We start from the raw sequence: 14,358 nt of genomic DNA, 5'->3' as shown, positions 1-14,358 counted from the left end.
CGTTCCTCTCAAGGCGATTCTTGTGATGTCCGGACCTTTCAGGCCAGTACCAACGAGGCACTTCACCATCCAAGGGGCGAGCACGATCGGAGCGGCTACGACAGGATATGTGACATCGGCTACCGATACATGATCGACCACCTGAACCAGCTGTGATCCAGATACCTCATAGTGGGTAGGAATGGATTTACCATTGGCGTCGACAGCCCAGGACGCATGGGTGATCGGGCCCGTGCTTGCGAGCGCTAGGCTAAAAGAAGCTGTGGGGAGCGCGATGCCGACGAAACGACGGAATCAAAGGGCGGTGAGAATTGGGGGAGTCCTCCCGGCCGTGGCCGGTTCGCGCTTCATCGCGCCCCTCTAGGTTAGGTTGGGCTACTCTTGACGCGCAAGTTCACTCGCAGTCATCGTCACATCTTAGTAATGAAGTTTGTCCACTGGATGGCTTGGTCGAGCCAGGCTGAGTGGTTTCAGGTGGGCGCGTGCGCTTCAGGCGGCGTCTCGCCAGTAAACAAGGTAACGGGTGACTCCGCGCCCTCCCCCCGAGCGGCGCGGTTCGCTCCGACTGGCGCGGGTGGGACTCGCCGCTCGGCGCGGGGTCGTACCAACCGATGGGCCCGTCGGCCGGACCGGCGCCAGTCCGGCCCGATGACAGATCGACGGAGCGGCGGGCGCGAGCGCCTCGACCGGGGCGGACCGGCCGGGGCGGGGGCGGCGCGGCTCGCGCCGGCGCATCCGCTGACGCCGCGATGAGCTGGGGCCCATGGGGGAATCCGCCCAGACAACGCCCTCGCCACTCTCCCGACACGCCGGGGCGGGGGCGCCCGGCGACGGGGTGAGGCGCTTGTCTCACGGCGCTGTTTCCCAGCTCTGGCGCGGAATGTCTCGGGGTGATCACGCAGCTTCAAGGTGCCCGAGCGCGTTTGTGAGGATTCCACAATCGGTTCTTGGCGGGCCTGGGACGTAGCGTGGGGCATGACCGCGGGGGCTGTCTGTTTCGACAGGCCTCCCGCGCGGTCCGCGCCCGGCGCCCGCTGGGATGCGACGTCGACACCGCCGGCAGCCCGGCCCGAGCCCGCCGCCTCCCGCGCCCACCGCCGGGAGAAGCGTCGGCGATCGGCCGGTCGCGCGACGGCCCCAAGGAGCCATTGGTGACACACGGTCAGTACCCCTCCCGCGTCCTCATCGCCAATCGCGGCGAGATCGCCCTGAGAGTCATCCGCACCGTCAGGGACCTGGGAGGGACCTCGATCCTGCCGTACACGCCCGAGGACCTCATGAGCCCGGCCGCCGAGCTCGCCGACGAGGCCCACGCCCTTCCCGAGGGCTCCGCCTACACCGACGCCGACGCCATCCTCGCCCTGGCCCGCGCCACCGGCGCCGACGCCATCCACCCCGGCTACGGCTTCCTGTCCGAGAACGCCGACTTCGCCCGCGCCGTCGCCGCCGGCGGCATCACCTGGGTCGGCCCCAGCCCCGAGGCCATGGAGGCCCTGGGGGACAAGATGAGCGCCCGCGCCACCGCCGAGCGCGCCGGCGTCGCCCCCGTGCCCGGGATCACCGAGCCCGTCACGTCGGCCTCCACCGTCATCGGCTTCGCCGCCGAGCACGGCTACCCCGTCGCCCTCAAGCGCACCGACGGCGGCGGCGGGCGCGGCATCACGGTCCTGGCGGGCGACGACGAGGCCCGCTCCACCCCCGCGTTCGAGTCGGCCAGCGCCGGCGGCGGGACCCTCATCCTCGAGAAGTTCGTCACCGCGGCCCGCCACATCGAGACCCAGTGCGCGCGCGACTCCCACGGCGCCTTCGCCGTCGTCTCGACCCGCGACTGCACCCTCCAGCGCCGCAACCAGAAGCTCCTCGAGGAGGCGCCCGCCCCCTTCTTGCCCGAGGGCATCCATGAGGCCCTCGTCGACTCCTCCCGGCGCCTCCTGGAGGCCGTCGGGTACGTGGGCGTGGCCACCTGCGAGTTCCTCCTCACCCCCGACGGCGACCTGTGGTTCCTCGAGGTCAACCCCCGCCTGCAGGTCGAGCACTGCGTGAGCGAGGAGGTCACCGGCGTCGACCTCGTCGCCCTCCAGCTGCGCGTCGCCGCCGGGGGGCGCCTCGGCGAGGTCCCGCCGGTGCGCGGGCACTCCATCGAGCTGCGCATCACCTGCGAGGACCCCGCCGCCGGGCTCGCCCCCTCCACCGGCACGATCACCCGCCTGCGCTGGCCCGCCGGCCCCGGTATCCGCATCGAGTCCGGAGTGGTCGAGGGCGACGTCGTCACCCCCATGTTCGACCCCATGCTCGCCAAGATCGTCGTCACCGGCGCCACCCGTGAGCAGGCCCTCGCCCGCGCGCGCCGCGCCCTGGCCGAGACGGTCGTCGAGGGCGTCACCGTGTGCACCGCCCTGCACGAGGCCGTCCTGAGCATGCCCGCCCTCACCCGGCCGGACGCCTCCGGGCTGCTCGGGGTCACCACCCGCTGGATCGAGAACGACGTCCTGCCCGCCCTCGCCACCGGCGCCCCGGAGGACGGCGCCGCGGTGGCCGGCCCGCTCGCCGCGGGCAGCCAGGCCCCGGCGCCGGCCACCGCCTCGACACGGACCCGCTCCACCTACGTCATCGAGGTCAACGGCCAGAGGGTGTCCCTGACGATCCCCGACGGCATCTTCGGCGGGCCCGGCCACCGCGGGGGCCGGGCGGGCTCGGGCTGCGGCTCCCGTCGCGCCCACCGGGGCCAGCCCCTGCGCGGCCGCGGCGCGCGCGCCGCCCGCGCCGGGGCGGAGGGCCCCGAGAGCGCCGAGGGCGTCATCGCCGCGCCCATGCAGGCCATCATCACCCGCATCTGCGTCGAGCCCGGCGCCCGGGTGTCCGAGGGCGACCTCCTCATCGTCCTGGAGTCGATGAAGATGGAGAACTACGTCCACGCCCCCTATGACGGCGTCGTCGAGGAGATCGCCGTGAGCGCTGGGGCGACCGTGAGCGCCGGGGACCTCCTCATCCGCTTCGCCGACGAGACCACCACCGGCCAGAAGGAGGCCTGAGCCATGACAGACACCGCCACCCCGGCGCCCGCCACGGGCGCCGCCCCCGCGGCCGGCGGGGGCTCGACGATGGCCGATTCAGCGGCCACCCAGGCCTTCCGCGAGCGCATCTCCCGCGTCGACGCGCAGGCTGAGGAGACCGCCGCGGCCCGCCAGCACGCCAAGGGCAAGCAGACCGCCCGCGAGCGCATCGACGCCCTCCTCGACGAGGGTAGCTTCCTCGAGATCGGCCGCTACACCGGCTCCGGCGCCGGCGCCAAGGCCCGCCCCAGCGGCGTCGTCACCGGCTTCGGGCAGGTCGACGGCCGCCAGGTCGCCGTCTACTCTCAGGACTTCTCCGTCTCCGGCGGCGCCCTGGGCTCGGTCGAGGGGGACAAGATCGTCAGCCTCCTCGACGACGCCCTGCGCCTGCGCATCCCCGTGGTCGGGCTCATCGACTCCGGTGGCGCCAAGATCCAGGAGGGCGTTGGCGCCCTGCGCCAGTACGGGCGCATCTTCAACCGCACCTGCGCCGCCAGTGGCCTCGTGCCCCAGATCAGCGTCATCCTCGGCCCCTGCGCCGGCGGCGCCGTCTACAGCCCGGCCCTGACCGACTTCGTCATCGCCACCCGCGAGGCCTCCCACATGTTCGTCACCGGCCCCGACGTCGTGCGCGCCGTCACCGGTGAGTCGATCAGCGCCGAGGACCTGGGCGGCGCCCGCGTCCACGGCAGCGTCTCCGGTGTCGTCCACTACGTCGCCGAGGACGAGGCGGACGCCCTCGACCAGGTGCGCACCCTCCTCGCCTACCTGCCCTCCTCGGCCGAGCTCGAGGCCCCGCTGTACGAGTACGCCCCCGCCGACCGCGAGGAGGACGCCGCCTCGGCCGCGCGGGTCGGCGCCCTCGTCCCGGCCTCCACCCGCCAGGCCTACGACGTCGTCGACGTGGTCTCGGCGATCGTCGACCACGGCGAGCTCGTCCAGGTCCAGGAGGAGTACGCGCCCAACGTCGTCGTCGGGTTCGCCTGCTTCGAGGGCCGCCCCGTGGGAATCGTCGCCAACCAGCCCCTCGTCGATGCCGGCACCCTGGACACCGCCGCCTCCGAGAAGCTCGCCCGCTTCGTGCGCTTCTGCGACGCCTTCGGCCTGCCCGTGGTCACCCTCGTGGACGTCCCCGGCTACCGGCCCGGCGCCGAGCAGGAGCACGCCGGCATCATCCGGCGCGGCGCGAAGGTCATCAACGCCTACGCCACCGCCACCGTCCCCCTGGTGACCATCATCCTGCGCAAGGCCTACGGCGGCGCCTACATCGTCATGGGCTCCAAGGCCATCGGCGCCGACCTCAACTTCTGCTGGCCCGGCGCCGAGATCGCCGTCCTGGGCGCCGCCGGGGCCGTGGGCATCATCCACCGCCGCGAGCTCGCCGCCGTGCGCGCCGAGTCCGGCGACGAGGCCGCCGCCGCCGAGCAGGAGCGCCTGACCGCCGCCTACACCGACGCCGTCATCAACCCGGACAAGGCCGTGGCCATCGGGGAGATCGACGCCGTCATCGCCCCGGAGGAGACCCGGGGAGTCATCGTCGAGTCCCTGGCGGCCCTGCGCGGCAAGCGCGGGGCGCGGGCCGAGGGCCACAAGAAGCACGACAACGTCCCCCTATGACACTCCCGAACCAGGGCGCGGCGCCGGCCAGCGGCGGCGACCGCGCCGCGCAGCCGCTCGCGCGGCGCGCCCCTCAGACCATCATGACCGCCCATTGCCGCCACTACGAGGAAGACATGAGCCACTCCACCACCCCGATCGCCCGCACCACCGCCGCCCGCCTGAGCGCCGGCGAGCCCTACGTCCTGGCCTTCGGCGGCCAGGCCACCCCCTGGCGCGCCGTCCTGTCCGAGCTCGTCGGGCTGGATCGCGGGCTCTCCGCCCGGCTGGCCTCCATCGACGCCGCCGTCGCGCAGCGCCTCGCCCCGGTGGCCACTGAGCTGCTCACCATCTCCCCGCGCGGGGCCCGCCTCCTCGACGACGACGCCGCGCCCGTCATCCCGGCCCCGTCCGGCAGGGGCGCCGCCGCCGCGGACACCGCGGACGTCTCCGTCCCCGGCATCCTCCTGGCCCAGCACGCCGCCCTGGACACCATGCGCTCGTGCGGGCTCGACGCCGTCGGCGAGGCCGCCTCGCGCCCCGCGGGCGTCATCGGGCACTCCCAGGGAGTCCTCGGCGCCGCCCTGCTCGATGCCCTTCAGGGCCCCGCTGACCAGCGCGAGGACCGCGCCGTCGAGATCCACGCCATCGCCCGGCTCATCGGCGCCGCCGCCGCCCGCACCACCCGCCGCCTCGACCTGGGCACCGTGGGTGAGTCCACCCCGATGCTCTCCGTGCGCGGCGTGACCCGCAAGGTCCTCGACGCCGTGCTCGCGCGCGTCCCCGCGGCCGCGGGCATCTCGGTCGGCGTCATCAACGGCCGCCAGGCCCATATCCTCTCCGGGCGCCCCGCCGACCTCGAGCAGGTCGTCACGGCCCTCGAGGCGGCCGCCGCCCGCAGCGCCAAGGCCCGCAAGGAGCGCCGCCTCGGTGGCGCCGTCCTCGCCCCCGTCACCGAGTTCCTGGCGACCTCCGTGCCCTTCCACACACCGCTGCTGGCCCCCGCCGTCGAGGACGCCGTGGACTGGGCCGGCCGCTGCGGCCTCGACCAGGCGGCCGCCCGCCGGCTCGCTGCCGCCGTCCTCATCGACGTCGTCGACTGGCCCGCCACCGTCACCGGCGCCCTGGAGGCCGCCAGCGCCGGGGGGGCCCCGGCGCGCACCATCGTCGACCTCGGCCCCGGCGCCGTGCTCTCCCGCCTCACCGAGGCCGTCCTGGCCGGCACCGGCTCGACCATCGTGGCCGCGGGTACCGCCTCCGCCCTTGACGAGCTCGACCGCGAGGGCGCAGAGCCCACCCGCACCGTCGACCGCTCCCGCTTCGCCCCCCGCCTGACCCGCCTGCCCGACGGGCGCGTCACCGTCGACACCGCCTTCATGCGCCTGACCGGCCGCAGTGCCGTCATGCTCGCCGGCATGACCCCCACCACCGTCGACCCGGCCATCGTCGCCGCCGCCGCCAACGCCGGCTACTGGGCCGAGCTCGCCGGTGGCGGGCAGACCACCGGCCCGGTGCTGACCGAGAACATCGCCGAGCTCACCGAGCTCCTCGAGCCCGGCCGCACCGCCGCGTTCAACGCCATGTTCATGGACCGCTACCTGTGGAACCTCCACCTGGGCGCCCAGCGGCTCCTGTCCAAGGCCCGCATCGGCGGAGCCCCCGTCGACGGCATCACGATCTCGGCGGGCATCCCCGAGCTGGAGGAGGCCGCGGCCCTGCTCAAGCGCTTCCACGCCGAGGGCTTCCCCTACATCGCCTTCAAGCCCGGCACCGTCGACCAGATCCGCCAGGTCCTGGCCATCGCCCGGACCAACGAGGACACCCCCGTCATCATGCAGATCGAGGACGGGCACGCCGGCGGCCACCACTCGTGGGAGGACCTGGACACCATGCTCCTGGCCACCTACGACGCCATCCGCGCCGTCGACAACGTCGTCCTGTGCGTCGGCGGGGGCATCGGCACGCCCGAGCGCGCCGCCGACTACCTCACCGGCCGCTGGGCCCTGGCCTACGGAACCGCCGCCGCCCCCGTCGACGGCGTCATGGTCGGCACCGCCGCCATGACCTGCCTGGAGGCCAAGACCAACGACGACGTCAAGCAGCTGCTCGTCGACACCCCCGGCATCGACCCCGAGGACGAGGGCGGCTGGGTCGCCTCCGGCGCCTCGCGCGGCGGCATGACCTCCGGCCTGTCCCACCTGCGGGCCGACCTCTACGAGATCGACAACTCCTCGGCCCGCGCCTCCCGGCTCATCCAGGAGCTCGCCGGCGACGAGGCCGCCATGGCCGAGCGCCGCGAGGAGATGATCGAGGCCCTCTCGCGCACCGCCAAGCCCTACTTCGGCGACGTCGAGGCCATGACCTACCTCCAGTGGGCCACCCGCTACGCCGAGCTGTGCGTCGCCCCCCATGACGGGCGCGCCGCCACGGAGTCCGACTGGGCCGACGAGGGCTGGTACGACCGCTTCCTCGACCTCCTGCACCGCGTCGAGGCCCGCCTGTCGAGCGTGGACCGCGGCTCCATCACCACCCTCTTCGCCGACTACGACGACGTCATCGACGCCGACGCCGCCCTGGCCGCCCTCGCGGGCGCCTACCCGGGCGCCGCCACCACCCGCGTCGAGCCCGTCGACGCCGCGTGGTTCGTCGACCTGTGCCGCAAGCACCCCAAGCCGGTGCCCTTCGTCCCGGTCGTCGACGCCGACATCCTGCGCTGGTGGGGAACCGACTCGCTGTGGCAGTCCCAGGACCCGCGCTACACCGCCGACCAGGTCCGCATCATCCCCGGTCCCGTGGCCGTCGCCGGCATCACCACCATCAACGAGCCGGTCGGCGAGCTCCTCGGCCGTTTCGAGGCCGCCGCCGTCGAGGCGCTGACGGCCGCTGGCGAGCAGCCCGGCGAGGCCGCCGGCCGCATCGGCGCCGCCTGGGGCCCGGACGGCGCCCCCGTCACCGACGCGCTCGCCCTCGTGCGCACCGCCCCGCACGTGCTGTGGAACGGTCACCTGTCCATCAACCCCGCCCGCGTCCTGCCCGACGAGGCCTACACCGTCACCGCCCGCCCAGACGTCGCGACCGACGCCTACGACCTCGACATCCACCTCGACACGCACTGGGACTCCACCCCCGGCGGGGACGCCATCCACGCCGTGCGCCGCCTCGTCATCCCGCTGCGCCTGGCCCGCGCCGCCGACGGCGCCGCCCCCCTGGTGGATCCCGGTCGCATCAGCGAGACCATGAACGACCTCCTGCGGGTCACCGCCGGCGTGGGGGCCACCTCCATCACGGGCGACTTCGTCGAGCAGCTGCCCCAGGTGCGCTCGGCCGCCCCCGGCGCCACTGACGCCCTGGGCCGCCCCGCCGCCCAGCCATTCGGCACCGTTCACGCCCAGTTCACCCTGGCGGGCACCCTCGGTCACGACCACGCGGCCGTGACCGCCGACGCGCTGCCCACGGACCTGTCCGCCGCGCCGCTGGTGCCCGATGCCCTCCTCGGCCCGGCCTGGCCCGTCGTCTACGCGGCCCTGGGCTCTGTCGTGGAGGACGGCATGCCCCTCATCGAGGGACTGCTCGGCGCCGTCCACCTCGACCACACCATCGACCTGCGCCGCCCGCTGGCCGAGCTCGAGGCCTGGGCCGGCGCCGGGGCCCGAGTGCAGGTCGACGGCTGGGTCGCCGCGCTGGAGGAGTCCAGCGCCGGCCGCGTGGTCGACGTGCGCCTGCAGATGACCGACTGCTCCGGCGGCGACGGCGACGGCGAGCTCATCGCCCTGCTGCGTGAGCGCTTCGCCATCCGCGGGCGCGCCTCCGGCTCCGCCGTCCCCTCGGCCCCCGAGCCCGCGGGCGGCACCGGCCGTGAGACCGCCCCGGCCGCCCGCCGCCTCCTGCGCCGCGCCACCGTGACCGCGCCCGCGGACATGACGGCCTTCGCCCGCGTCACCGGCGACTTCAACCCCATCCACACCAGTTACAACGCGGCGAGGGTCGCCGGCATGGAGGCCCCGCTCGTCCACGGCATGTGGCTGTCCGCCACCGCCCAGCAGGTCGCCGCCGCGGCCGCGGCCGACGGCACCCACCACGAGCTCGTCGGTTGGACCTACGTCATGACCGGCCCCGTCGAGCTGAACGACGAGGTCGAGATCAGCGTCGAGCGCACCGGGCTCGTGCGCGGCGGCGGCTACGTCCTGGAGGCCGTGTGCCGCGTCAACGGCGAGGTCGTCTCGCGCGGCACCGCCGTCACGCTGCCCGAGCCCACCGCCTACATCTACCCCGGCCAGGGCATCCAGAGCGCGGGCATGGGACTCGATGAGCGCGCCTCGTCCAAGGCTGCCCGCCAGGTCTGGGAGCGGGCCGACGCCCACACCCGCGCCGAGCTCGGCTTCTCCGTCATCGCCCTCGTGCGCGACAACCCCACCGAGATGACCGCCCGGGGCGTCACCTACCGCCATCCCGAGGGCCTGCTCAACCTCACCCAGTTCACGCAGGTCGCCCTCGCCACCGTCGCCATGGCCTCCACGGCGCGCCTGGCCGAGGCCGGGGCGCTCGTCGAGGGCGCCGCCTTCGCCGGGCACTCCCTGGGCGAGTACACGGCCCTGTCCTCCTACGGGCGGGTCATGCCGGTGGAGACCACCATCTCCATCGTCTTCCAGCGCGGCTCCACGATGCACTCCCTCGTCCCGCGCGACGAGACCGGTGCCTCCAACTACCGGATGGGGGCCCTGCGCCCCAACCAGGCCGGCATCCGCGCCGAGGACGTCGAGTCCTACGTCGCCTCCATCTCCGAGGCGACCGGTGAGTTCCTGCAGATCGTCAACTACAACCTGGCCGGTGTCCAGTACGCCATCGCCGGGACCATCAAGGGACTGGACGCCCTGGCCGCCGACGCGCGCGCCAAGGCCAAGGCCCGCGGCGGCAAGAACCCCTTCATGCTCGTGCCCGGCATCGACGTGCCCTTCCACTCCGAGGTCCTGCGCCCCGGCGTGGCCGAGTTCCGCGCCCGCCTCGAGCAACTCGTCCCGGCCGACCTCGACGTCGACCGCCTCGAGAACCGCTACGTGCCCAACCTCGTGGCCCGGCCCTTCGCGCTGACCCGCGAGTTCGCCGCCTCGATCCTCCAGGTCGTGCCCTCCGAGCAGGTCCGCGCCGCCCTGGATGACTGGGACAGCTGGTCGGCGCGCCGCACCGAGCTCGGCCGCCTCCTGCTCATCGAGCTCCTGGCCTGGCAGTTCGCCTCCCCGGTGCGCTGGATCGAGACCCAGGACGTGCTGCTGCGCTCGCGCGCCGAGGGCGGGCTCGGCATCGAGCGCGTCGTCGAGGTTGGCCTGGCGGCCTCCCCGACCCTGGCGAACCTGGCCAGCAACACCCTCAGGCTTCCGGCCCACGCCGGGCGCCACGTGACCGTCCACAACGCCCGTCGCGACGAGGCCCGCGTGCTCGCCACCGACACCGACCCCGCCGTCGAGCTCGCCGAGCCGGTCGAGGAGGCCCCCGCCCCGGCCCCCGAGACGGCGCCGGCCGAGAGCGCCCCCGCCGCCGAGCCCACTGCTGAGCCCGCCGTCGCGGCGCCCACGGCCAGCGGCCCCATCGACGACCTGGCCTTCGGCGCCACCGACGCCCTGACGGTCCTGCTGGCCCACGCCTCGCGGATCCGCCCCGAGCAGATCGGCGCCACGGACACCACCGAGACCCTCACCAACGGCGTCTCCTCCCGTCGCAACCAGCTCCTCATGGACCTGGGTACCGAGCTCCAGCTCGCCAGCATCGACGGCGCCGCCGACGCCGACATGACGGCCCTGGCCGCCACGGTCGCCAAGGGCGCTCCGGGCTACAAGGCCTTCGGGCCCGTCCTGTCCGACGCCATCCGAACGAGCCTGGGCCGCATCCTCGGCCCCTCGGGCGTGCGCGCCACGCGCGTGGGCGAGCGGGTCAAGGGCACCTGGGGCCTGGGTGACGGATGGGTCTCCCACGTCACCGCCGAGCTCATGCTGGGCACCCGCGAGGGAGCATCCGTGCGCGGCGACGACCTGGCCAGCCTCGGCTCCTCCGCGCCGCTGACCAGCGCCGGCGCCGTCGACGCCCTCATCGACTCCGCCGTCCAGGCGGTCGCCGGCGCCCACGGGGTGAGCGTCGCCAAGCCCTCCGCCGCCGGTGGCGCCGGGGGATCGGTGGTCGACTCCGCCGCCCTGGACGCCTTCGCCGCCACCGTCACCGGCTCCTCCGGCGTGCTGGCCGCCACCGCCCGCACCATCCTCGACGCCCTGGGGCTGTCCGAGAGGGTGACGATCCCCGCGGACGCCGACGACGAGGCCGCCGCCACCCGCGCCGCCCTCGCGGCGATCGACGCCGAGCTCGGCCCCGGCTGGGTCAAGTCCGTCACCCCGGCCTTCGAGCCCGCCCGCGCCGTCCTCATCGACGACCGCTGGGCGAGTGCCCGGGAGGACCTGGCCCGCCTGGGCAACGGCGAGCTCGACCTCGACGAGGCCCACCGCCTCCTGCGTCCCGAGGCCTTCACGGGCCTGGGCCAGGCCGTCGCCGATCAGGCCGACTGGTGGGCGCGGACCCTTCGGGCCGGCGAGCTCGCCGACCGCGAGGAGCGTGCGGGCCTGGCCGCCTCCCTGGCGTCCGCCGCCCGTGCCACCGCCACCCAGGGCGACGCGGCCACCCGCTGGGCCGACGACGTCGCCGTGGTCACCGGCGTGGCCCCCGGCTCCATCGCCGCCGCCGTCACCGGTGAGCTCCTGGCGGGCGGCGCGACGGTCGTGGCCACCTCCTCGCGGCTGAGCCACGAGCGCCTGGCCTTCGCCACGCGCCTGTACCGCGAGCACGCCTCCGCCGGCGCCCGCCTGTGGATCGTGCCCGCCAACCTCGCCTCGTACCGCGACGTCGACGCCCTGGCCGACTGGATCGGCAACGAGCAGGCCGTCACCGCCGGGGGCACGACCACCGTCGTCAAGGAGGCTCTCGTCCCGACCCTCCTGTTCCCCTTCGCGGCCCCCCGGGTCATGGGGACCCTCGCCGACGCCGGCCCCGCCGCCGAGTCCCAGACCCGCCTCCTGCTGTGGAGCGTCGAGCGGAGCATCGCCGCGCTGAGCGCCATCGGCACCGACACGCATGTGGACCACCGCCTGCACGTCGTCCTGCCCGGCTCCCCGAACCGCGGCACCTTCGGCGGCGACGGCGCCTACGGCGAGGTCAAGGCCGCGCTCGACGCCATCGTCAACCGCTGGTCCGCCGAGTCGGCCTGGTCCGGGCGGGTCACTCTGGCCCACCCGCGCATCGGCTGGGTCCGCGGCACCGGCCTCATGGGCGGCAACGACCCGCTGGTCGACGCCGTCGAGGCCGCCGGGGTGCGCACCTGGTCCACTGAGGAGATGGCCGTCGAGCTCATGGGCCTGTGCGACCACGACACCCGTGCCCGCGCCGCCGAGCGCCCCGTCGAGGCCGACCTGACCGGGGGACTGGGCGACGGCATCGACCTCCTCGCCCTGCGCGAGTCCGCCGCCGCCTCCCTTGCGGCCGCCAAGGCCGCCCCGGCCGAGCAGCGCGCCGAGATCCGCGCCCTGCCCTCGCCGGTGGTGCCCACCCAGCCCACCGCCCCCCAGTGGGGCGACGTGGAGGCCGACCTGGACGACATGGTCGTCATCGTCTCCACCGGTGAGATCTCCACCTGGGGCTCGGGCCGCACCCGCCGCGAGGCGGAGCTGGGCATGAGCGGCGGGGAGGACGTTGAGCTCACCGCCGCGGGCGTCCTCGAGCTCGCCTGGGGAATGGGCCTGCTCACCTGGTACGACTCGCCGAAGGCCGGCTGGTACGACACTGACGGCGAGCGCGTCCCCGAGGAGGACATCTGGGCCCGATACCGCGACGAGGTCGTGGCCCGCTGCGGCATCCGGGAGTTCGTCGACGACGGCGTCATCGCCACCATCGCCGACGAGGAGGTCGCCGTCTACCTCGACCACGACATCACGCTGAGCGTGCCCGACGAGGCCGCGGCCCGAACCATCGAGGCCTCCGACCCCGAGCACACCCTCGTGGCCCCCGACGCCGAGACCGGCGAGTGGACCGTCACCCGTCTGGCCGGGTCGCTGGCCCGCGTCCCGCGCCGCGCGGCCCTGTCGCGCACCGTGGGCGGCCAGTTCCCGGTGGACTTCAACCCCGAGCGCTGGGGCATCCCGGCGGCCATGGTCCAGGGCATGGACACCATCGCCTCCTGGAACCTGGTGACCGCCGTCGAGGCCTTCCTCGCCGCCGGCTTCACCCCGGCCGAGCTGCTCACCGCCGTTCATCCCTCCGACGTGGCCTCCACGCAGGGCACGGGCTTCGGAGGCATGGAGTCCATGCGCAAGATGTTCGTCGGCCGCCTGCTGGGCCAGGAGCGCCCCAGCGACATCCTCCAGGAGGCCCTGCCCAACGTCGTCGCCGCGCATGTCATGCAGTCCTACATCGGCGGCTACGGCTCCATGGTCCAGCCGGTGAGCGCCTGCGCCACCGCGGCCGTGTCCATCGAGGAGGGCTGGGACAAGATCGCCCTGGGCAAGGCCGACGTCGTCATCGCCGGCGCCATCGACGACATCTCGATCGAGTCGGTCGTCGGCTTCGGCAACATGAGCGCCACCGCCGAGGCGGCCGCCATGCGCGCCAAGGGCATCTCCGACCGCCACTTCTCGCGGGCCAACGACCGCCGCCGCGGCGGCTTCGTCGAGGCCGAGGGCGGCGGGACGGTCATCCTGGCCCGCGCCTCCGTGGCGGCGCGCCTGGGCCTGCCCGTGGCCGGCGTGGTCGGCTTCGTCTCCTCCTACGCCGACGGCGCTCACACCTCCATCCCGGCCCCGGGCCTGGGGGCGCTGGGAGCCGGCCGCGGCGGCGCCGACTCGCGCCTGGCGCGCGCCCTGCGCTCGCTCGGCGTGGAGGCCGACGACATCGCCGTGGTCTCCAAGCACGACACCTCCACGAGCGCCAACGACCCCAACGAGTCCGAGCTCCACACCCGCCTGGCGCGGGCGCTGGGCCGCTCCGAGGGCAACCCGATCGTGGCGGTCTCCCAGAAGACCATCACCGGTCACGCCAAGGGCGGCGCCGCGGTCTTCCAGGTCGCGGGCCTCACCGAGATCCTGGCCACCGGCATCGCGCCCGGCAACGCCTCCCTCGACGTCGTCGACGCCCCGCTGGCCAAGGACGTCTTCTGGGTGTGGCCGCGCACCCCGATGCGGCTCGCCGGTCGCGGAGGGGAGTCGGGGCGCGTGCCCGGCGCCGGCCCCGTGCGCGCCGGCCTGCTGACCTCCCTCGGCTTCGGGCACGTCTCCGGGCTCATCGCCCTGGTCCACCCCGGCGCCTTCGAGGCGGCCCTGCGCAAGGCCGGCGGCCAGGAGGCCGTTGACACCTGGCTCGCCTCGGCCAACGCCCGCCTCGCTGCGGGCACGCGCCGCCGCCGCGCCGGCATGATCGGCCGCGTCGAGCTCTTCGAGCAGCCCCAGGGGCGCCGCCTCGGCGAGGCCGGTAAGAACCGCGACCCGCACGAGGTCGAGGCCGCCATGCTCCTCGACCCCGAGGCGCGACTGGGCGCCGACGGCGTCTACCACGCGGGGGAGTGACCCCGCTCGGCGCGGGCCCGGCGATCCCTGGGGGATCGCCGGGCCCGCGCCCGTCTCCGTGTTCCTGGACACCCAGGGACTTCGGTCCTACTCTTCTCACGTGCCGGGATCCCGCGCCG

3 protein-coding genes are annotated in these 14,358 nt (G+C 74.5%); all 3 read left to right on the top strand.

Annotated features, from left to right (window positions below):
• Nucleotides 1–1,151: 1,151 nt before the first annotated feature.
• Entirely contained in the window at nucleotides 1,152–3,032 is a 1,881-nt protein-coding gene (locus ABXS69_RS06220) for a biotin carboxylase N-terminal domain-containing protein (RefSeq protein ID WP_366179891.1), read from the top strand.
• Between the two features lie 69 nt (nucleotides 3,033–3,101).
• Nucleotides 3,102–4,670 (top strand): acyl-CoA carboxylase subunit beta, encoded by a 1,569-nt coding sequence (locus ABXS69_RS06215; RefSeq protein WP_366181552.1) that lies wholly within the window; start codon nucleotides 3,102–3,104, stop codon nucleotides 4,668–4,670.
• 116 nt (nucleotides 4,671–4,786) lie between these two features.
• Nucleotides 4,787–14,239: a fatty acid synthase subunit beta domain-containing protein gene (locus ABXS69_RS06210; protein ID WP_366181551.1), complete on the top strand. Its 9,453-nt coding sequence runs from the start codon at nucleotides 4,787–4,789 to the stop codon at nucleotides 14,237–14,239.
• Nucleotides 14,240–14,358: the final 119 nt, after the last annotated feature.

The sequence above is a fragment of the Actinomyces timonensis genome (assembly GCF_040702965.1).
GTDB lineage: Bacteria > Actinomycetota > Actinomycetes > Actinomycetales > Actinomycetaceae > Actinomyces > Actinomyces timonensis_A.
This window is presented reverse-complemented; position numbering and strand designations above follow the sequence as displayed.

Bases quoted from the DNA above. Each gene is read 5' to 3' on its own strand.
- ABXS69_RS06215 (WP_366181552.1), top strand. From the start codon at position 3,102: ATGGCCGATTCAGCGGCCACCCAGGCCTTCCGCGAGCGCATCTCCCGC.
- ABXS69_RS06210 (WP_366181551.1), top strand. From the start codon at position 4,787: ATGAGCCACTCCACCACCCCGATCGCCCGCACCACCGCCGCCCGCCTG.